This window comes from Bacteroides sp. D22 (assembly GCF_000163675.1).
Lineage (GTDB): Bacteria > Bacteroidota > Bacteroidia > Bacteroidales > Bacteroidaceae > Bacteroides > Bacteroides xylanisolvens.
The window spans coordinates 10,870-34,231 of the sequence record NZ_GG774796.1 but is presented as its reverse complement, the minus strand read 5'-3'; the positions used below and the strand labels follow the sequence as shown (position 1 = coordinate 34,231).

Annotated in this window: 15 protein-coding genes; 10 read left to right on the top strand and 5 right to left on the bottom strand. The window is 42.0% G+C overall.

What is annotated here, in order from left to right; translation table 11 throughout:
- Positions 1-14 precede the first annotated feature (14 nt).
- The 10 genes from HMPREF0106_RS22660 to HMPREF0106_RS22705 all read left to right on the top strand — a co-directional run bounded on the left by HMPREF0106_RS22660 (position 15) and on the right by HMPREF0106_RS22705 (position 14,634).
- On the top strand, positions 15-1,184 hold the full coding sequence (locus HMPREF0106_RS22660; protein ID WP_004298408.1) for a glycosidase: 1,170 nt from the start codon (positions 15-17) through the stop codon (positions 1,182-1,184).
- 10 nt (positions 1,185-1,194) lie between these two features.
- Positions 1,195-2,589, top strand: coding sequence for an MFS transporter (locus HMPREF0106_RS22665; protein ID WP_004298410.1), 1,395 nt, complete (start codon positions 1,195-1,197; stop codon positions 2,587-2,589).
- Positions 2,549-5,278 carry an alpha-L-rhamnosidase gene (locus HMPREF0106_RS22670; RefSeq protein ID WP_032850971.1) on the top strand — a complete coding sequence of 910 codons (2,730 nt, stop codon included), beginning with the start codon at positions 2,549-2,551 and terminating at the stop codon, positions 5,276-5,278. Before HMPREF0106_RS22665 ends, HMPREF0106_RS22670 begins: the two co-directional genes overlap by 41 nt.
- A gap of 2 nt (positions 5,279-5,280) precedes the next feature.
- Positions 5,281-6,060, top strand: coding sequence for a DUF5040 domain-containing protein (locus HMPREF0106_RS22675; protein ID WP_009038864.1), 780 nt, complete (start codon positions 5,281-5,283; stop codon positions 6,058-6,060).
- Between the two features lie 18 nt (positions 6,061-6,078).
- Entirely contained in the window at positions 6,079-7,998 is a 1,920-nt protein-coding gene (locus HMPREF0106_RS22680; protein WP_009038863.1) for a sialate O-acetylesterase, read from the top strand.
- Positions 7,999-8,176: 178 nt separating this feature from the next.
- The gene (locus HMPREF0106_RS22685) at positions 8,177-9,313 is read left to right on the top strand and encodes a GNAT family N-acetyltransferase (protein WP_004302622.1); all 1,137 of its coding nucleotides are present in this window, start codon (positions 8,177-8,179) and stop codon (positions 9,311-9,313) included.
- Positions 9,314-9,323: 10 nt separating this feature from the next.
- Positions 9,324-11,201: a DNA topoisomerase IV subunit B gene (locus HMPREF0106_RS22690; RefSeq protein WP_004302623.1), complete on the top strand. Its 1,878-nt coding sequence runs from the start codon at positions 9,324-9,326 to the stop codon at positions 11,199-11,201.
- Entirely contained in the window at positions 11,198-11,653 is a 456-nt protein-coding gene (gene coaD / locus HMPREF0106_RS22695; RefSeq protein WP_004311084.1) for a pantetheine-phosphate adenylyltransferase, read from the top strand. Before HMPREF0106_RS22690 ends, coaD begins: the two co-directional genes overlap by 4 nt.
- Positions 11,654-11,722: 69 nt before the next feature.
- Entirely contained in the window at positions 11,723-13,318 is a 1,596-nt protein-coding gene (locus HMPREF0106_RS22700) for a S41 family peptidase (protein WP_009038862.1), read from the top strand.
- Between the two features lie 677 nt (positions 13,319-13,995).
- The gene (locus tag HMPREF0106_RS22705; RefSeq protein WP_009038861.1) at positions 13,996-14,634 is read left to right on the top strand and encodes an HU family DNA-binding protein; all 639 of its coding nucleotides are present in this window, start codon (positions 13,996-13,998) and stop codon (positions 14,632-14,634) included.
- Positions 14,635-14,805: 171 nt separating this feature from the next.
- Here HMPREF0106_RS22705 and HMPREF0106_RS22710 read toward each other — a convergent pair whose 3' ends face one another.
- The 5 genes from HMPREF0106_RS22710 to HMPREF0106_RS22730 form a co-directional block, all read right to left on the bottom strand.
- Positions 14,806-16,392: a glycoside hydrolase gene (locus HMPREF0106_RS22710; protein ID WP_009038860.1), complete on the bottom strand. Its 1,587-nt coding sequence runs from the start codon at positions 16,390-16,392 to the stop codon at positions 14,806-14,808.
- Between the two features lie 89 nt (positions 16,393-16,481).
- Positions 16,482-17,489: a family 43 glycosylhydrolase gene (locus HMPREF0106_RS22715; protein ID WP_008646688.1), complete on the bottom strand. Its 1,008-nt coding sequence runs from the start codon at positions 17,487-17,489 to the stop codon at positions 16,482-16,484.
- 68 nt (positions 17,490-17,557) lie between these two features.
- Positions 17,558-18,232: a DUF3823 domain-containing protein gene (locus HMPREF0106_RS22720; protein ID WP_008642297.1), complete on the bottom strand. Its 675-nt coding sequence runs from the start codon at positions 18,230-18,232 to the stop codon at positions 17,558-17,560.
- 13 nt (positions 18,233-18,245) lie between these two features.
- The gene (locus HMPREF0106_RS22725; RefSeq protein ID WP_032850970.1) at positions 18,246-20,087 is read right to left on the bottom strand and encodes a RagB/SusD family nutrient uptake outer membrane protein; all 1,842 of its coding nucleotides are present in this window, start codon (positions 20,085-20,087) and stop codon (positions 18,246-18,248) included.
- Positions 20,088-20,101: 14 nt separating this feature from the next.
- Complete coding sequence (locus tag HMPREF0106_RS22730) at positions 20,102-23,233, bottom strand: SusC/RagA family TonB-linked outer membrane protein (RefSeq protein WP_009038858.1); 3,132 nt, start codon at positions 23,231-23,233, stop codon at positions 20,102-20,104.
- Between the last annotated feature and the right edge of the window lie 129 nt (positions 23,234-23,362).

Below are 23,362 nucleotides of genomic sequence, written 5' to 3'. Positions count from 1 at the left end.
AATAACTATAGAATATGAAAAGTAATAGATTAGAAGAGCTAACACAAAATTATGAAGCTCTTATCAACCGAAAAAATGAGATATGTAACAATAGCAACGGTATATATAAACGTTACTACCACCCTGTATTAACAGCAGAACATGCACCACTCATCTGGAAGTATGATTTTGATGAAAAACAAAACCCATTCATGGAAGAAAGAATTGGTATCAACGCTGTAATGAATACGGGAGCCATCAAGATCAATCATAAATACTATCTTGTGGCGCGTGTGGAAGGAGCAGACCGAAAATCATTCTTTGCAGTAGCAGAAAGTAATAGTCCCGTAGACGGATTTCGTTTTTGGGATTATCCGATAGAAATGCCGGAGACAGACATTCCTGATACCAATATGTACGATATGCGCCTGACCGCACATGAAGATGGATGGATTTATGGCATTTTTTGTGCGGAACGCAAAGATACAAACGCTCCAGCCGGTGATTTATCTTCCGCAGTAGCCGTTGCAGGTATTGCACGAACAAAAGACCTAAAAACATGGCAACGCTTGCCGGATCTGAAATCTCCGAGCCAGCAACGTAACGTAGTGCTTCATCCGGAATTTGTGAATGGGAAGTATGCCCTGTATACCCGCCCTCAAGATGGTTTTATTGACGCCGGCAATGGAGGAGGTATCGGATGGGCACTCATAGATGACATCTGTCATGCCGAAATAAAAGAGGAAAAAATCATCAATAAACGGTTTTATCATACGATCAAGGAGGTAAAAAATGGAGAAGGGCCACACCCCATTAAAACTCCACAAGGATGGTTACATTTAGCACATGGTGTAAGAGGATGCGCAGCCGGATTACGCTATGTATTATACTTATACATGACTTCTTTAGAAGATCCGACAGAAATTATAGCTGAACCTGCAGGTTATTTCATGGCCCCTATAGGAGAAGAAAGAATCGGTGATGTATCGAATGTATTATTCTCAAACGGATGGATTGAAGATGATAACGGAAAAATTTATATCTATTATGCGTCTTCAGACACCCGTCTTCATGTAGCCGAATCAACAGTAAGCCAGCTTGTAGATTATTGTCTGCACACACCAACCGACGGTTTCCGTTCTATAGAATCTGTGAAGCGGATCATTACTATGGTAAACCACAATAAACAATACCTGAAACAATAAATACATCACCATGGAAAACATAAAACTAAGAGAAAAAATCGGGTATGGATTAGGAGATGCTGCTTCTTCCATGTTTTGGAAGTTATTCACAATGTATCTGCTATTCTTCTACACAGACGTGGTAGGTATCTCTTCGGCAGTGGTAGGAACAATGTTCCTTATCACACGCATTTGGGACACTTTCCTCGATCCGTTTGTCGGAATATTAGGCGACCGGACAAACTCACGCTGGGGTAAATTCCGCCCCTACCTACTATGGATAGCCATACCATTCGGCATCTGTGGTATACTGACCTTTTCATCTTTTGGAGATAACATGACTACCAAAATAATATTTGCCTATGCCACATATACCCTTATGATGATGGTATATTCATTAATCAATGTTCCGTACGCATCTCTATTAGGAGTAATGTCTGCCAATCCACAAGTACGCACAGAGTTCTCCTCCTACCGCATGACATTTGCTTTTGGAGGAAGTATTCTGGTACTATTCCTCATTGAGCCACTGGTTGATATATTCAGTAAAATGAAGATAACGGAAAATATACCTGACATCGCTTTCGGCTGGCAGATGGCTGCAGTCGTATTTGCGATTATGGCTAGTGGAATGTTCTTATTAACTTTTCTATGGACAAAAGAAAGAGTGCAGCCCATAAAGGAAGAAAAAGGATCACTGAAAGAAGATCTGAAAGATCTGGGCAGAAACAAACCCTGGTGGATTCTTTTATGCGCAGGAATCATGGCATTAGTGTTCAATTCTCTTCGTGACGGTTCTGCTGTATTCTATTTCAAATATTATGTAGACAGCTCCGATACATTCTCTTTCTCATTCATGAATAGTGCCATTACTCTAATCACGATCTACTTGGTATTAGGACAAGCCGCCAATATCCTCGGAATCATGTTTGTGCCATCACTCACCAAAAGAATCGGTAAAAAGAAAACTTATTTTGTAGCAATGGTTGGCGCTACCATTCTAAGTGTTTTATTCTACTTCCTTCCTAAAGATTTTATCTGGGGAATTCTTTGTTTACAGGTCTTAATAAGTATCTGTGCGGGTATTATTTCTCCTTTATTATGGTCTATGTATGCAGATATATCAGACTATTCCGAATGGAAAACCGGAAGACGGGCAACCGGCCTGATATTCTCTTCTTCGTCCATGTCTCAAAAGTTCGGTTGGACAATCGGAGGTGCTTTGACCGGATGGCTACTGGCCTATTTCGGTTTCAAAGCAAATGTAATCCAATCCGACTTTGCTCAAACCGGCATTTGTATGATGATGAGTATCTTCCCGGCAATTGCCACCATGCTATCAGCATTCTTCATTTCACGTTATCCGTTAAATGAAAAAAGATTATATGAAATATCAACAGAACTCGAAGAGAGAAGAAAAAAGTAAATTCATCACTAACCAACTAACCAATATGGCTCATATTTCAATTCGGTCCTATTTGTATTTATTGGGTACAACCCTATTCTCATGTGCACCTCAAGAGCTAAAAACGCCATTTGAATTAAAATGTGAGAATATACCCGTTCCTGTAGGAGTAGATACTCAAACTCCCAGACTCTCCTGGAAACTTCCGCTGCTAGAGGAAGATAGTATCAACAGAGTTGAGATATGGCTATCAACAGACAGTACTCAATTATCAGGCAGACAGTCCGGTTATTGGAACAAATCCATCATAGGAGCTCCTATAAGAGTCTCCTATGATGGACAACCCTTAGATTCATATACAACGTATTATTGGAAAATAGGCTATCAAACCTCTTCCAAACAGAAAACTACATTTTCTCCAATATCCTCCTTCACGACAGGATGTTTATCACCCGACAACTGGAAAGGGAAATGGATTACTGACAAACATGACATCACATACCGTCCGGCACCCTATTATAGAAAGAGCTTCCAATTAGACAAAACAATCGAGCAAGCCTTACTCACTATTGCATCGGCAGGCCTGCATGAGCTCTCTGTCAACGGGCAACGGGCAGGAAATCATTTCCTGGACCCTATGTATACACATTTCGACAAACGTATACTATCAGTCACTCATGATGTTACGTCATTACTATCTCTGGGTGAAAATGTAATAGGAGTACAACTGGGGAACGGCTGGTATAATCATCAATCCACAGCAGTATGGTTTTTCGACAAGGCTTCATGGAGAAACCGCCCTAAATTCACAGCACAACTCCATCTGCGTTACACAGATGGAACAACAGAATATCTGGGTACTGACTCAACCTGGCAAACAACTGACAGCCCGGTTATTTTCAACAGCATCTATACAGCCGAGCATTATGATGCACAGAAAGAATTAGCAGGCTGGGACTCCCCCGGATTCAACGCTACCGGATGGTATCATGCACAAGAAACCGAATCGCCTACGGAAACGATCAAATCACAAGTTATGCATCCGATTCGTGAAACGGCCCGCTATACAGCAACTCAATGCAAAAAAATAAATGACAGCTGCTACGTCTATCATTTCCCCAAAAACATTGCAGGTGTCACCGAGCTAAAAGTGAAAGGGAAAAAAGGAACAAAACTGCGCCTGAAACATGGGGAACTTTTAGACAAAAACGGTATGGTAAACATGGCAAATATAGATTATCACTACCGGCCGACAGACGACAGCGATCCTTTTCAAACAGACATCGTCATACTTAGCGGAAAGCAAGATAGATTCATGCCCAAATTCAACTACAAAGGTTTTCAGTTTGTAGAAGTCTCATCATCTGCCCCTATTCAATTATCCGACGAAAATCTTATTGCAGTAGAAATGCACAGTGATATTCCGGCCATCGGCTACTGGTCTTCGTCATCCGATCTGCTAAACAAAATATGGAAAGCCACTAACAGTTCCTATTTAGCCAACTTGTTCGGTTACCCGACTGACTGCCCTCAACGGGAAAAAAATGGCTGGACAGGAGACGCACATATTACCATAGAAACAGGATTATACAATTTCGATGGTATCTCTATATATGAGAAATGGATGAACGACTTTTGTGATGAACAAAAAGACAACGGAATCCTCCCATGTATCATCCCAACTTCTGTATGGGGCTATGATTGGGCCAACGGGGTCGACTGGACGAGTGCTGTCGCCATTATCCCTTGGGAAATTTATCGATTTTACGGAGACACCACATTACTCCGCCGCATGTACGGACCAATCAAAAAATATGTCTCCTATATAGAATCCATATCAACCAATCATCTTACAGACTGGGGACTGGGCGACTGGGTACCTGTACGCTCAAAAAGCAATATAACCTTGACTTCCTCTATCTATTATTATACGGACGTCTGTATTCTAGCCAAAGCAGCCAGACTTTTCGGATATGCCGAAGATGCCTCCTATTATAACACGCTGGCACAAAAAATAAAAGAGGCTATCAACACCAGTTTTCTCAATAAGGAAACAGGAATATATGCAGAGGGAACACAGACAGAACTTGCCATGCCATTATACTGGGGAATCGTTCCGGAAGAAGATAAAAAGAAAGTTGCTGCCAGACTACATGAATTGGTAGAAAAAGACGATTATCATCTGGACGTCGGTTTATTAGGAAGCAAAGCCCTACTTTCCGCCATGTCAGATAACGGATATGCAGAAACAGCTTACAAAGTCGCATCACAAGACACCTATCCTTCCTGGGGGTACTGGATCAAACAAGGTGCTACAACTCTACATGAAAATTGGCGGACAGATGTCGTTATCGACAACTCATATAACCATATTATGTTCGGAGAAATAGGAGCATGGCTATACAAAGGACTGGGAGGAATTCAGATAGATGAAAAACATCCCGGATTCAAGCATATTTTGCTAAAACCTTTCTTTCCGGCAGACATGAATGAACTTACCATACGCTATAATACTCCCTATGGCTGGTTAAATATCAACTGGGTTCGTCAAACTAATGACTGTATCCGTTATACAATCGATATTCCGGCAGGTACTTCTGCAACATTTGTTCCTTTTACAATGCCAGAACCCCAAAAATCGATAACTTTACAAGCCGGAAAACATTCACTTGAACTTGATTTTATTCACCAATTAATCAATCAACGATAACTATGTACAAAAGAATCACCTTATTCACATTCATTTGCCTGCTCGCTTTAGCAGGAATAGCCCAAAATAAAGACACTTATACCATTTTATTATCCGGAGCATCTTTTGCCGAACCTAACAATAAGTGGTTTGAAATGGGATGTCGTGCCCTTCACGCCATCCCCATCAATCGGGCTGTAAGTGCAGAATCTATTGCTCACACTGCAAATAAAATGCTGGACGGCACTCTCTATACCCCGGAAGAGTTCGATAACATTGATGTATTCGTCTTGATGCAAGTACATGAAAAAGACGTATATAACGAAGCAAACTTAAAAGAGAACTACAAGGATTATAAAACTCCTTTTGATGCTTCCGACTATGCCATTTGCTATGATTATGTCATCAAGCGCTACATATCAGACTGTTATAACCAGAAATTCAATCCAAAATCCAGATATTACAACACTCCTTATGGGAAACCTGCTTCTATTGTCTTATGTACTCATTGGCATGACAGTCGTCCGATATTCAACACTTCGGTCCGAAAACTGGCAGAAAAATGGGGATTCCCGGTAGTAGAATTCGACAGATACATCGGATTCTCCAAAAACCAGAAACATCCGGTTACAGGAAAACAATATAGCCTAATTTACACTGGGGATTCACAAGAGACTCATGGAGAAGTATTTGGATGGCATCCGCCACATGGAGAACATTCATTTATTCAACAGCGCATGGCTGCAATCTTTGCCGATACGCTTCGTAAGATATTGCTTCCCAAAGAATATATTAATGAATAATCACCAAATACTCATCGGATGAAAAAACTTCTATCATTAACAGTTTGCTTGCTATTTGTCCTATCACAAATAATGGCACAGCTTTCCGTACCTTCTTTCTTTTCAGACCACATGGTGCTGCAACGTGAGAAGCCAATCAATATATGGGGAACTGCCAGTGCCGGTGAGCGAATTAGCGTAACATTAGGAAATGCTCAAAAGAGTACCCGAACCGATAAAAATGGGAAATGGTCAGTCAGCCTACCTCCTATGCAAGCCGGTGGACCGTATACTCTAAATGTAAAAAGCCCCAAGCAGACTTTATCATTTACAGATATTTTAATCGGTGAAGTATGGATCTGTAGCGGACAGTCAAATATGGAGTTTCGTCTGCGTAGCGCTAATCATGCTACCGAAGAAGTCGCAACTGCCAATTACCCTCAAATCCGTTCATTCAACGTAATTCAAGAAATGGGACACACTCCTAAAACCAACTTAAAAGGTAAATGGGAAGTATGTTCACCCGCCTCCGCTTCTAATTTTTCAGCTGTCGGCTATTTCTTTGCGCGTGAATTATACCAAAAACTCAATATTCCTATCGGATTCATTAATTCCTCGTGGGGTGGTACGGACATTGAGACCTGGATGAGTATGGAAGTGATAGATCATTTTCCAAAATATGAAAAATCATTAGCCCGTATGCGTTCTTCTGAATTCGAAGAATACATCAAACACAGTGACAAAGTCAAAAAGGAATTTGAACAAGCCATCATAAATGAACCGGGAGAAAAAGAGAAATGGTATTCAGAAAACACCTCTACAGAAAACTGGAAAGAGCATATTGTTCCGTCATTATGGTCAAATGAAGAGTTATCCGGTATAGATGGAGTTGTATGGTTTACTTATCAGTTTTCCATACCGGCCAACTGTTTAGGACAAGATGCAGAATTGAGTCTCGGCACTATCGACGACGATGACATCACCTGGATTAACGGACACGAAGTAGGACGTACGATAGGATATGATCTGAAACGTCTATACAAGATCCCGGCAGAAGTATTAAAGGAGCAAAATACCGTCACTATTAAAATATCCGACCATCGTGGAGGAGGCGGACTATATGGCCCTAAAGATGAAGTATACCTGAAAGTTAACAACCGGATTTTCCCTTTGTGTGATAATTGGAAATATAAAGTAGCAGTATCGAGTGCACAATATGATTATGTAGAATACGGTCCTAACGCTTTTCCTTCTTTGCTATTCAACGCAATGATTCATCCGCTGGTAGGTCTGGGAATGAAAGGGGTGATCTGGTATCAGGGAGAAAACAATGCCGCTCGTGCCAACGAATACATTGATTTATTTCCGGCTTTAATTAAAGACTGGAGAAACAAATGGAATAACGAATTCCCATTCTATTGGGTTCAATTAGCCAGCTTCATGTCTCCGGCCAAGCAGCCTTCCGAGAGCCATTGGGCAAACCTGAGGGCTGCACAGTCGAAGACACTGGCCTTACCACATACAGGACAGGCCGTCATTATAGACATCGGGGAAGAAAATGACATACATCCCCGCAACAAACAAGATGTAGGTAAACGACTTGCTTTGCATGCTCTTCACAATGATTACGGATATAACTCTATTGTTTGCACCGGCCCGATATTCCAGTCGGTAAAAAGAATTGGAGATACACTGGAGATCACCTTTGACGCTTGTGAAGAGCAACTAGTAGCTCGTAATAAATATGGCTATTTATCAGGATTCGCCATTGCCGGCGCAGATGGAAAATACCAATGGGCACAGGCTAAAATCGAAAACAATAAAGTAATAGTATGGAATAAGGAAATACAGCAACCGATCTCTGTACGATATGCTTGGGGAGATAATCCCGATGATGCTAACTTATACAATGCAGCCGGTTTACCTGCTTCTCCATTCGAAGGACACATCAGCCTATAAACGGCATACGAAAAATAGAAAAAGAATACCGGAAATGAATGTATTATCATCATTTCCGGTATTCTTCATATTTACAGTCCACTCCCTAATCGTCCAGAGACTATATTTTCTCTTTCTAGCGCGTTGTAATTTAAAGATTATCACGTATCTTTGCCTCCTCAAATCATAAATACGAGATATGGCTATTACAATCAAGAAAGTCTCCACAAAGAGAGAGCTTAAGAAATTTATCCGTTTCAATTACAGAATGTACAAGGGCAACCCTTACTCTGTGCCTGACCTCTATGACGACATGCTCAACACCTTCAACAAGAAGAAAAATGCAGCATTCGAATTCTGTGAAGCTGATTATTTCCTCGCATATCGGGACGATAAAATAGTAGGACGTGTAGCTGCAATTATCAATAACCAGGCAAACAAGAAGTGGGAATGTAAAAACGTTCGTTTCGGATGGATAGACTTCATCGACGATCCCGAAGTATCATCCGCACTTATCAAAACAGTGGAAGAATGGGGAAAAGAACGGGGTATGACTCATATTGCCGGTCCTCTCGGATTTACTGATTTCGATGCGGAAGGAATGCTGATCGAAGGATTCGACCAGCTTAGCACCATGGCCACTATCTACAACTACCCGTACTATCCAATACACATGGAAAAACTGGGCTTCGAGAAAGATGCCGACTGGGTGGAATACAAAATCTACATACCGGATGCTATTCCCGACAAACATAAGCGTATCTCCGAACTGATCCAACGAAAATACAACCTTAAGATAAAGAAATATACTTCCGGAAGAAAGATAGCCAAAGACTATGGACAGAAGATTTTCGAACTGATGAACGAAGCATATAGTCCACTTTATGGTTATTCTCCGCTGACACAGCGGCAAATCGACCAATACGTGAAAATGTATCTGCCGATCCTTGACTTACGGATGGTTACACTGATTACTGATGCCAATGATGAACTAGTCTGTGTAGGTATCTCTATGCCATCTCTCGCTGAAGCTTTACAGAAATCAAACGGACGTCTGTTGCCGCTCGGATGGTTCTATCTGTTAAAGGCATTATTCATGAAACGTCGTGCCAAAATGCTTGATCTGCTACTCGTTGCAGTGAAACCGGAATATCAAAATAAAGGTGTTAACGCTTTGTTATTTTCCGATTTAATTCCAGTTTATCAAAAATTAGGTTTTATCTTTGCGGAAAGCAACCCCGAACTGGAACTGAATGGAAAAGTTCAGGCACAATGGGATTACTTTGAGACTCAACAACATAAGCGCCGCCGTGCGTTCATCAAAGAGATAAAATAAAAAAACAGCTATGGAAGAGAACGAATTGATACCTGTAGACAACAACAATGCAGTAGAGTACACTGACGACAACATCCGCCACTTGAGTGACATGGAACATGTACGCACACGCCCCGGTATGTATATCGGAAGGCTGGGCGACGGTGCACATGCCGAAGATGGAATCTATGTCCTCCTGAAAGAAGTAATTGACAACAGTATTGACGAGTTCAAAATGCAAGCCGGTAAGAAAATCGAGATTACCGTTGAAGAAAACCTTCGTGTCAGTGTACGCGACTACGGACGAGGCATCCCACAGGGAAAACTCATCGAGGCTGTCAGCATGCTGAATACCGGTGGTAAATACGACAGCAAGGCATTTAAGAAAAGTGTCGGACTGAATGGTGTCGGTGTGAAAGCCGTCAACGCTTTAAGCTCCCGTTTCGAGGTACGCAGTTACCGCGACGGCAAAGTGCGTATCGCCACTTTCTCAAAAGGAAACTTACTGACCGATGAGACAAAGAATACCGAAGAAGAAAACGGAACTTACATCTTCTTTGAACCGGATAATACACTATTCCTGAATTACTGTTTCAAGCCCGAATTTATTGAGACAATGCTACGTAACTACACGTATCTCAATACGGGGCTTGCTATCATCTATAACGGACACCGTATCTTGTCGCGCAACGGTCTGGTAGACCTTTTGAACGACAACATGACGGCAACCGGGCTTTACCCGATCATCCACCTGAAAGGGGAAGACATCGAAATCGCCTTCACGCATACCGGACAATACGGAGAAGAATATTATTCTTTCGTCAACGGTCAGCATACTACCCAAGGTGGTACGCATCAAAGTGCCTTCAAAGAACACATTGCCCGTACCATCAAAGAGTTCTTCAACAAGAACATGGACTACACCGATATCCGTAATGGATTGGTTGCCGCCATTGCCGTCAATGTGGAAGAACCGATCTTCGAAAGTCAGACGAAAACTAAACTGGGTTCTACCAATATGGTTCCCGGTGGCGTAACGGTCAATAAGTATGTAGGCGACTTTATCAAACAGGAAGTGGACAACTTCCTGCACAAGAATGCGGACATAGCCGAAGCAATTCAACAAAAGATACAAGAATCTGAAAAGGAGCGTAAAGCCATTGCAGGGGTAACGAAACTTGCCCGTGAACGTGCCAAGAAAGCCAACCTGCACAACCGCAAACTACGTGACTGCCGCATACACCTCAACGATCCGAAAGGCAAAGGACTGGAGGAAGACTCCTGCATCTTTATCACCGAGGGAGACTCTGCAAGCGGTTCCATCACCAAAAGTCGTGATGTCAACACCCAAGCAGTATTCAGTCTCCGTGGTAAACCATTGAACTCTTTCGGACTGACCAAAAAAGTGGTTTACGAGAACGAGGAATTCAACCTGCTTCAAGCAGCCCTGAATATAGAAGATGGTATTGAAGGATTACGCTACAACAAAGTAATCGTAGCAACCGATGCCGATGTGGACGGTATGCACATCCGCCTGTTGCTGATTACTTTCTTCCTGCAATTCTTCCCTGATCTCATCAAGAAAGGACATGTATATATCCTGCAGACGCCTTTGTTCCGTGTACGCAACAAGAAAAAGACAAATTACTGCTACAGCGAGGAAGAACGCATCAATGCTATCAATGAACTAGGACCGAATCCGGAGATCACCCGATTTAAAGGTTTGGGAGAAATCTCACCGGATGAGTTCAAACATTTCATTGGTAAAGATATGCGTCTGGAGCAGGTGACACTGCGCAAAACGGATGCGGTAAAAGAACTACTCGAATTCTACATGGGCAAAAATACCATGGAACGACAGAACTTTATTATAGACAATCTGGTTATAGAAGAAGACTTGGCATCATGAGAAAAGCAATATTCCCGGGTACTTTTGACCCCTTCACCATCGGACATTATTCGGTAGTGGAACGTGCACTCACCTTTATGGACGAAATCGTGATAGGAATCGGTATCAATGAGAACAAGAATACATACTTTCCCATTGAGAAAAGAGAGGAAATGATTCGGGAACTTTACAAGGATGAGCCTCGTATAAAAGTGATGTCCTACGACTGTCTGACCATTGATTTTGCGCAGGAAGTAGGGGCCAGGTTTATTGTCCGCGGTATCCGTACAGTGAAAGATTTCGAGTATGAAGAAACGATTGCGGACATCAACCGCAAACTGGCAGGCATTGAAACGATCCTGCTCTTCACAGAACCGGAACTGACTTGCGTCAGCTCAACGATTGTACGCGAATTATTGACTTATAATAAAGATATCAGCCAGTTTATTCCCAAAGGAATGAGGATAAGTTGAGAGTTGAGAAGGATGCAGGCGTATCTGTGCCCGGTTGTTAATACTCGGCTATTAATATAAAGTAAGATTATGAATAAGATTAAAATATACGTCCTTTTGGCTTGCCTGTGGGCAGTATCAGCCTTACAGGCCCAAAATTTCGGTTCTGAAGCCATGCGCAAGCTACAAATGGCAGAGTTCGCAATCTCCCATTTCTATGTAGACAAAGTAGATGAAGACAAGTTGGTGGAAGAAGCCATCATCAAGATGCTGGCACAACTCGACCCGCACTCTACCTACTCGGACGCAGAAGAAGTGAAGAAAATGAACGAACCTCTTCAAGGTAACTTCGAAGGTATTGGAGTTCAGTTTCAGATGATTGAAGATACCCTGTTAGTAGTGCAACCCGTCAGCAACGGACCTTCCGAAAAAGTCGGCATCCTTGCCGGTGACCGTATTGTTGCGGTCAATGACAGCGCCATTGCCGGAGTGAAAATGAGTACGGAAGATATTATGAAGCGTCTTCGTGGTCCGAAAGGTTCTAAAGTCAACCTGACTATCGTTCGTCGTGGCGTACAAGATCCTTTATTGTTCACAGTGAAAAGAGATAAAATACCTATCCTTAGCCTCGATGCTTCTTACATGATTCAGCCTAAAACAGGTTATATCCGCATCAACCGCTTCGGAGCAACCACTGCCGAAGAATTCAAGAAAGCAATGACAAGCCTTCAGAAACAAGGTATGAAGGACCTGATTCTCGACCTGCAAGGAAACGGAGGAGGTTACCTGAATGCAGCCATCGACCTTGCCAACGAATTCCTGGGGCAAAAAGAATTGATTGTCTACACGGAAGGACGGACTGCCAAACGCAGTGATTTCTACGCCAAAGGAAACGGAGATTTCCGTAATGGACGTCTTATCATCCTAGTAGATGAATATACGGCTTCCGCCAGCGAAATTGTCAGCGGTGCAGTGCAGGATTGGGATAGAGGAATTATCGTAGGACGCCGTTCTTTCGGCAAAGGATTGGTGCAACGTCCTATCGACCTGCCGGACGGTTCCATGATTCGTTTGACTATTGCACGCTATTATACTCCATCGGGACGTTCCATCCAGAAACCATACGACAGTACTGTCGATTACAACAAGGATCTGATAGAACGTTTCAACCACGGTGAACTGATGAATGCTGACAGCATCCACTTCCCTGATTCACTGAAAGCACAAACCAAGAAGCTAGGACGCACTGTTTATGGCGGAGGGGGTATCATGCCGGACTATTTCGTACCTATCGACACTACTCTTTATACGGATTATCACCGTAATCTGGTAGCTAAAGGAGCCGTGATTAAATTCACCATGCAGTTTATCGAAGGGCACCGGAAAGAGTTGAAAAACAAATATAAAAAGTTCGAATCGTTTGATGAGAAGTTCGTAGTCGATGATGATATGCTCGCCATTTTAAAGGAAATAGGAGAGAAAGAAGGAGTGAAATTCAATGAAGAGCAATATCAGAAGTCGCTCCCTCTTATCAAGACGCAGCTTAAAGCACTAATAGCCCGTGATCTTTGGGATATGAACGAATATTTCCGGGTAATGAATACCACCAATGAGAGTATACAAAAGGCGCTGGAGATACTGAATTCGGATGAGTACCAGAAGAAGCTGAAACAGGGTATTCAGTAAACAATCATAAGACACCATTTTTCAGTTCGGTGGACATATATACTCACTATAGTGAAAAAATATCTATCATAAGTATCATTCATTTTGATACTCTTCTCATTATCAAAGAAATAAGTATGATAGATAGCTTTTAAAAAAGGTATCTATCATACTTTTACCAGCAAAAACAGGTTATCTATCATCTACAAAATAGCCGAATAAAGGCCCTATATGCATAAGATAGCTTGTTTTTGTTGAATAGTTTAATTCTCCCCTGCCCTATATCTATCAGATAGAACAAAGCGCATAAATACCTCAAACAAGCAGAGATAGTTTGCTTTTCTCCCTGATATAGTTTATCTTTGCTACCGATATAGTTCATTCTTCATGGCCGTGGCGAATTCCTACCACGGCCGTGGAAAGATACTACCACAGCCATGAAGAGATCTCTCCACGGCCGTGGGAAACTAATGATAAAGGCACCGGAAGACAACTATCCCTATGCCTTAATCCAAGAATAAAGGCAGGATAACTTATAAAAGCCGCTTGATAACAAACAAACAACAGCTATATAACACCCTCCCCCTAAGTCCGAAGATGATCGATTAGCTTTGCAACAACAGAAAACAATGTCCTTATAGGCTTGCAATGGTAAATTAAAGGTACGTAGTAATGTATAAGGCGAAAACAAATTAATAATGGCAATACAATTTGAATTGTACAAGACTCCCCGTCCCAAGGATGAGGAAGACAAAGAAGTGTATCACGCACGTGTAGTCAACTTCCAACACATTGACACAGACTATTTGGCAAAAGAAATCCAGATAGCAACTTCTCTAACTGAAGGGGATGTAAAGTCAGTTCTCGAATCCCTAAGTCATTTTATGGGAGATCGTCTTCGGGAAGGACAAAGCGTCCATTTGGATGGCATCGGTTATTTCCAGATAAAGCTGAATAGTCAAGAACCTATCACTTCGCCCAAACTAAAAGCGAATCAGATAAAACTCAAAGCCAATATCAGCTTTAAAGCGGATGCCAAACTAAAAAGGTCAGTCAGTGTTGTTCATGTGGAGCGAAGTAAACTGAAACCCCATTCGGCTGTCCTTTCAAATGACGAGATAGACAAATTGCTGACAAACTACTTCAAGAGCAACCCTGTATTAACCCGTCGCGACTTTCAAGGATTGTGCGGCTTTACCCCTACCACTGCCGCACGGCAAATCAAACGGCTGAAAGAGGAGGAGAAGAAGTTGAAGAATATCAATACTTATTATAATCCGATTTATGTGCCGATGCCGGGATATTATGGCAAGGCGGAGATAAAGACAGATGAATAAAAGGAAATCAAAAGAAATAAAAAAGGGAAATTCAGTTGTCGCAAATTTTGCAACAACTGAATTTCCCTCTATTTTCGTCTAACTTGTGCAAAAATTACACAAGTTAATTACTATCTTAATTAGCAATGGGCAGGCGTACAAATATACCACTCAAAAATATGAGACAGTTTTTTATTTGCCCTGAAGCGTTATAATAGAACGCGCCGGAATCTGAACAATCTTTCCACTTTTCACTGTCCCCACCGGAAGCAAATTTTCCCCTTCTTTATCCGAAGTACGATAAATCTGCCATTGCGTATTTCCTACTTTTCCTTTATGAATAGAAAACTCTTTTTCTTCATTGGCATAATTAATAACTACCATCACATACGTTCCGTCTACATTCTTATAAGCAGAACACATCAATCCTTGCTGGTCGGTGTCGCCATCAGGAATCAAAGCGTCTGTTTGATCGAAAGCCGAAACGGATAACCGGATTGCCCCCGGACGGATAAAACGACTATAATTACCTAAAGCCCACATCAGTTTGGAGTCTTCTACTCTGCCATCTAAGAAATTATTGTCCGTAGTACATTCGCGAATCAATCCATCTTTGTAATCACCGCCAATGGCACGCCACCATTGCCAACTTTTTGCTCCCGCATATACAATATCGTGATGAATGATGCGTGCTACATAAAGTGCCGTTTTCATGGTACGGTCGAAACCACCTCCGCCACCGATCTCTTCATCATTGCCCATAATACAAGTTTCCGTCTGCCAGAAGTCAACATTGTATTTATCTAGTGTATCCCGTAGTTGAAGACGGATATTGCGCAGATCGCTTAAAGGTGTATTTGTCCAATAGCTATGCCCGAGCATCAGACGAGGAACATTCGGAGTATCTCCCAAATACGTATCCACACTATCCGGGCAGAAGAAAGCCTGAATCTGATACCCCCGTTGCCAATCCGTTTCGTGAGTGCGGAACATACAACGATAATCGGAAGACTCATTGACCAGAATCTGTGTATCCATGTCCCGGTCTACAAACTCTTTGCTCAACAGACGAACCGTGCGGGCTACTTCCCTATTCGTTGCCGGACAGCCTTCCTGCTTCGGACCGACCCAGTTCCAGTGTCCGTCCGGTTCATTGAAAGGACAGATATAGTTGAACTTGATGCCATCGTGTTGTTCTACTCCCTGCACTACATCTGCCAGAAAACGAGCGTACTTTTCATAACAATCCGGTTTCAGGTTCGCCGTACCTCCACGTCCGGTGTTGGTAGCCAATCCGTTCTGTGTGTAATATATGGGAGGCGAATTCAAGAAAGCCAGAAATTTGTTGACTCCCCGTTCTTTAGCCAGTTTCAGGAAGTTGCGTTGACCTTGTTGTTTGTTCCAGTCGTATGTTCCGTCGGGATTCAGGAAACATTCGGCACGCATCCAGGGAGAAGCAATCTGACTGTTCTCTCCTTGCTCCTTGCTACCTGCTCCGACATTGAAACGCCAGAGTGACAGGCCGATACCTTTCGGTTGTCCGTTGGCGTCATTCTCCGTGCTGAACAACCAGTCGGCTATTTGGTTTTGTTTCTCCTGCGGCCAAAGCCCGATGAATTGCATACTCCAGGCATCGGAAGCACTGAAGTATGCCATCGTCTGACAGAGTTGGTCTGTTTCTATCTGATAACGTATTTCGGGGGCAGGTTGGGAACATCCACCTGCCACACTGGCTATTGAGAAGAAGCCTAAAGCGGCTAAAATCTTTTTACCTTTCATCCTATCCATCTAAAATTTTTAATTATTCAAATCACACAATACAGTTCTAAAAACATACAAACAATCTATTGAAATCCGAAAAGATATAACTAACGGGTGGGTATTACTTGTTTAATGCTCCCATCTTCATTAAATTCCATACGATCTATGCATACTTCACGATGAACACCGGGATCACTCTTCAGATAATTCTTATTAATGCGATGATAAACAATATACCACTTATCAGTACCGGGAACCTGTAATATGGAATTATGAGCAGGGCCATATATTTCCTTCTCCGGGTTTTGAATCAATACGACAGGGCTCTTGGCCACTTTAATCGGCCCCAAAGGTGATGTCGAAGTGCCATAAGCTACATGATAATTAGGAGAGCCGGTATCGTCTACCGACCACATGAAATAGTAAAGCCCGTTACGATAAAACACATAAGCAGCCTCACGATACGCATAATCCTGTAGCGTTCCTCCTTCGGGAGTCATCACTGTGATAGTCTCTTTCTTAATTGAAATCATATCATCATTAAGCTCTGCACCTGCCATATAACCGTTTCCCCAATACAAATATGACTTCCCCGAAGCCGGATCGGTGAATACATCCACATCAATCTGTTGCCCGTGTCCTGTAGGCGAATCCGTTATAATAGGATGTCCCAAGTCAACAAACGGTCCTGCAGGCGAATCACTTGTAGCCACTCCAATCTGCTTTCCTCCTCCTGTCTTAGGATTTCCACTGTAATAAAAGAAATATTTATATTGATCTCCTACTAACTTTTCCTCTATACATGGTGCCCACGCATTACCATCCGCCCAAGGCACTTGGTCTGACTTTAAATCCAGCATGACTCCTTCATCCTTCCAATTCTTCAAGTCGACGGACGAAAAAACAGTAAAATACCAACCACCCCATCCAGGCTGACCGTCTGTAGTAGAATAAATGTAGTATTTCTTTGTCTTATTAGAATACAAGATTTCAGGATCGGCATGAAAACCCGGCAAGACAGGATTCCCTGATTGTGCGAAAGCAGGAAATGTCACCGCTAACAGCAGGCCGAACGCAATTAGAGTTTGTTTAATCGTTACTATCATTATTTTCATTCATTAGATAAAGGGGGAAATATCAGGTTGCGATACTTCCCCCTCAAGTATTATATTCTTGATACTATTTATTTCAATGCTACCTTAATAGACTGACTATAGCAATATTCTGATGATTTGTCCGATTTGACTCCCACACGGGCGTAAAGATACGATTCGTTTACCAAACCACTCGGGATTTCAATTTCAGCTGTGTTTTCCTGATCGAGTGAAACAGCATTACCCAACTTCAACTCTGCTTCTTTCTGCTTCTCATCCGTCAAAATACCTGTACCTAGATAGATACCTACGTTTTCCATATTGGCATTGGCAACCACTTTGTTAATGGTGAAACGTGCTGTAATCTTGTTACCGTTTTTAGCAAAAGACACGTTTCTGACAAAGAAATACGGCGTCACAGGAATATCCTGCACAGTGTTTCCTTTTACGCTAATATAGATCGTATCATTAGAAGGCCTTTCCCAAGGTGCATTACCCATACGCACCAATTTGTAATCACCATTGAAAAGCGACACGGAATAACTTCCATCTTGGGCAATATACACCGGAATAGAACCTTTCAGAGCATAACCATCCTGAAACAAAGCAAATTCGGAACTTCCGCTTCTAACCCCTACTGCCTCACCATCATAAATAGCTTTTCCGGTTAATGTGGCTTTAGGTTCCTCAAAGTTGTCGTAGCTGCAACTGCTTACTGCCAACAAACAACATATCATAATAAAGAAAGGTATAATCTTTTTCATAATCTCTTATTTTTTATTGGAATGGATTCTTAACAATCGTCGGATTGTTATTAATTACATCATCAGCAATGAATGAATAATAGTTGGACTGCTGGAAGGTTCTTGCCACCTTGAAACGTTCGGATCTGGTCTTTACGAAAATGTACTTGTCCTGATCCTGTGTTCCCGGTTTTGCCACTGCAATACGATAAGGATATAAACCATATACGATAGCTTTATCATTATCAATATTTCCGTTCCAGGTAATATCAGCTATTCTCCATCGTTTCATATCAAAATAACGGTGATCTTCGAAAGCCAGTTCCACACGACGTTCGTTCTGAATCTTTTCTATTGTCAAGCTGTTGGCCGGGAAACCGGCACGCTGACGCAAGCGGTTGATGTAGGGTAAAGCTGTCGGCTCGTCATTCAATTCGAAAGCAGCTTCGGCGGCATTCAAATAGATTTCACCCAAACGGAACCAAGGCCACCAGTTTTCAGCGTAGTTACGGAGAGTGTAACCGGAAGCCTCACTGATAAACTTACGGATATAGAATCCGGTGTTGCTCACATTAGGACTGTTGGTTTGAGGTCCGTCCTGGCCGACAAAAGTTTTATTATCTTCATAAAAACTTCCCAATTTCGGGTCTGTCAGCAAGTCATAAGAACCGGTCTTATCGTTCCAAACTGCTACTCCTGCCTGAATATCCACATCTTGATTTCTGAACTTGGAACCCGGATAGATAATCGTACCATACAAACGTTCATCCTTATTGGCAAAAATATCGCTTGGAGTGTCATATACTACATAATCATCACCATTCTTATAATGTAACGTTCCCGGAGTTCCATCCAGATAATCGAAAGCCTCTACCAATCCTAGTGACGGGCCGATGCAAGAAGAGTTGTCGTTATCCTCTCTTAAATGATGAACTACATTATCATAACCGAAGCTATGCACCTTCAGAGGATTCTTATAATCTTTCACCCAAATTGCTTCCTTATTCAGGGTCTTGTCCATAAGCATCTTATAGAAGTTCACCCCTTTATCTGACTCCTTCTCATAAAGTTCATATCCACCTTTTGTGATAATCTCTTGCGAAGCTGTCAATGATTTGCGATAGTAATCATCTGCCATATCGGACGGAATACCCACTTCTCCACCGGAAGTCACAATATTAGGAGTTTTCAGCGCGTTGTACTTAGCGATAGAACCGGCATACAACATAGCGCGACTTTCTAACGCTAACGCTGTGTAATAGTTGGCACGAGTCTGACTGCCTTTATTACCCAATTGCGACTTAATCGCTTCACATTCACTATATACAAAATCATATATTTCGTGTTCCTTTGCACGTGGATTGCGTAAATAAGAAGGATCTCCGCTAAAGTCATACTCCAAAGTCGTTGTAATCAATGGTACACCACCCATACGTCTTACAAGCTCAAAATAAACGTAGGCGCGGATAAAACGGAACTCTGCCTTGAACTGAAGTTTCTCATCTGCCGAAATATCGGTTCCATACTTATCGATATTCTCAATAGACATATTGATGTCACGTATCAGTCCGTAATCCCACCAGCGTCCGTAATCGTTTCCATAACGCAGTTCGTTACGATAATTCTGATCTAATGTACCACAATACATCGCATCGTCTGTTTCACACATACCACCGGTATTGAAATCACCGTGCAACTGTGGAATACGATTATAAAGATTGGCCAACTGCGATTTAATCATGTTCGGATCATTCCATACCAACTCATTAGTAAGAATGTTTTTGGGTTCTCTTTCGAACCAACTGTCACCACAACTCGACAACATGGAAGTGATGGCAGCTCCCATCAGAAGTATTTTTATAGATTTGCTTTTCATGATCACTTTCGTTTTTAGTATGTAATATTAAATCCAAGGAGGAATGTACGTTGTTGCGGATATACCACTGCAGCTGCGGCGGTAATTTCAGGATCGACTCCAAACTTACCCACATTGTCGAACGAACACAAGTTAGAAACATTCGCATAAACACGTACCTTCTGTGCACGGATCGGTCTCAACAGTTGAGCCGGCAGGCTGTAACCCACTTCCAGGTTCTTGATACGCAGATAGCGTACGTTGTGCAACCAAAAGTCACTATTCTTATTGTTATAGCTGAATTCACCTTTACGGATGGCCGGATAACGTCCCGGTATCCATTCACTATCCGGATCATACAAGTCGGCACGATGCCAACGGTCTTCCAACAAATAAACCGGAGAGTTTCCGTTGCCATGATATGCATTGGCCAACTCATAGTTCTGTCTCCATCCTTGCATAGCACCACCGGAAAGGTCGATATTCAAGTCAATGCCCTTCCACTGCAAACCAATATTACCACCAAATGACATGATAGGTGCCCAGCCTTCAGGATAACCGATAGGGCGCTCATCCATACCATTGATGATGCCATCACCATTCACATCTTTATAGATAAAGTCACCGGGAAGCAGGGTGCGGTTATTATTTCCATCCAGGTTTACCGGATAATTACGAATTTCTTCTTCCGACTGGAATTGTCCGATAACCTGATACCCCCAATAAATACCTCCCCAACGGCCTTCCGCCGAATTGCGGTATTCGTCCCAAGAGTTATTAAAACGCGGTTTGTAAGTCTCAATACTTTTGTAACGTGAGAAAGTAAAGTTACCGCTTACAGTATAGTTCAAATCACCGATATGGTCGGTCCATGTAACCATACCCTCCGCACCGATATAAGCTTGTTTGTTCAAATTTTCGTTAGGTAACGAATAGCCTACTTCGCTCGGAAGCAATACATCATAGCGAGCAGCCGGCACACCAGTAATATCCTTACGGAAAGCATCGGCTGTGATCTTCAAACGATTATTGAACATAGTCAAATCAAAACCGATATTCGATGTCGTATTCTTAGTCCAGGACAAATTTGTAATAGGCAATCCTCTTTGATTCAGTCCGGTAACCAGTTCACCATCCAATACAGCGTTACCATTATTCCAGGTATAACCATTCAAGTAATCGAACAACTTTACATCTTTTTCTGTACCTGTCTGACCAATAGAAGCACGAATCTTTAAATCATCTACAACTGGTCTCAACTTTTCAAAGAATTTCTCTTCCGAGATTCTCCAACCGATAGATACACCCGGGAAGAATCCCCAACGATTATTCGCTGCATAAAGATAAGAACCATCATAACGAGCCAGTAATTCGACCAGATATTTATGAGCAAAATCGTAATTGATACGGCCAATCCATCCGGCACGTGCCTCGTAGCTCCATTCATCACCGAAACTGTTAAGTTCATCGAACTGCAATAGCGGCAAATAGTCGGTAGAAGGTTCTGTTCCATAAGTCTTCTTAGTCCAATCGTAATCGGAGGCTTCATAACCCAAAACAGCCGAAATATTGTGATTCTTAATCTGTTTGGCATAATTCAATTGTAACTGCATATAACGCGCAGGAACGCTACGATCAATTTGACTTCTCCAACGTCCTACGGCAGGAGTTCCATTATAAGTATCTTTCTCTTTATCGTAGGTATAAATCTGATAAGCATATTGATAACCGTCAAAACGACTGTTAGTATAATTGTACGAGAAAGTAGCCTTTGCAGTCAAACCAAATGAGAAATCATACTGCGCATAAGCATTGATATTGGCATTACGAGTCAGATTATCTTTATAGCCGGCAATATCACGGCTAAAAGCTGCCGGATTGTAACCATTCTCATGTACATTATTGATATACTCCGGATTATCATTAGCATAAGGACTTTCAATCGGTTGCATTTTGAACATAGACAAAATAGCCGAATAATATCCATCACCGCCAGGCAAACCTACATCTTCGGTCTTTTCGTATTTACCGCTGATCTGTGCACCGATCGTAAAACGGTCTGTAATCTTTGTATCAATATTCAACTGAAGGTTAGTACGTTCATATTTGAAGTCACGCATCATAGCATCCTGTCCGGTATGGGCTACAGAAAGGTAGTAGTTAGTCTTTTCAGAGCCACCCGTCACATTAGCATTGATGTGATACTGCGGCACATTTTTTCTCATCACCATATCATAATAGTCATAACTCTTATATCCCGGTTCCGTACCAGCTTCCCATTTCGCCAGTTCTTCGGGGCTATATAGCTTGCTTGGATCTTCGCCTCTGTTCTGCGCTGCTTCAGCCAGCCCTCTTACATATTGTCCCGCATTTGCCAATTTCGGGAAACGGGTCAGGTTTTGCCAGCCATAATATCCATTTACATTGATACTTACCTTATCATTCTTTTTACCTTTCTTGGTAGTTACCAAAACCACACCATTTGATGCACGCAAACCGTAAATAGCAGCAGAAGCATCCTTCAAGACTGTGATACTTTCAATATCTTCAATGTTTAGAGCATTAAAGACATCACTACCGGAAACATCCGATGCCTGCAACCAGTCACGACTATTCATACCTCCATAAGGAATACCATCAATTACAAACAGCGGACTACCCATATTACGAATTTCGAGATTAATTCCCCTACCCGGACGAGCATCCACAGCACGTGTAGATACACCTGCTATTTTACCGGACAACGCTCCGGCAGTAGTAGTAGAAACAGAACGTGTCAACGCATCAGACTTGACATCACTGATTGCTCCGGTCAAACTTTTCTTGGTTTGTGTACCATAACCTACCACTACAACTTCATCCAAAGTTTCGGTATCTTCTTCAAGAACAATCTGAAGACGTGCCTTTTCGCCAATCTTCACTTCTTTAGTCTTATAACCAATAAATGAGACTGCCAGTGTTCCATTCTTATCATCTACATTAATTGTAAAATTACCATCGATGTCTGTAATTGTCCCATTAGAAGTTCCCTTTACAGTTACATTGGCACCAATGATATCCTCTCCCCTTACATCAGCTACATGTCCTGTAACTTGTGTTTGTGCAAATGCAACAGCAGACAGAAACAGCTGTATGACACATATGCATAAGATTCTTAAATACCTCATAAATTAGAATTTAAAGATTAAACATTTTTTGTTGTTTTTTCGAACACAAATATACGTCATTGATATAGACTGAATAAACAAAAATCATGCAGAAGAACTACACAAATCATGCAATGAACGATTTGTATA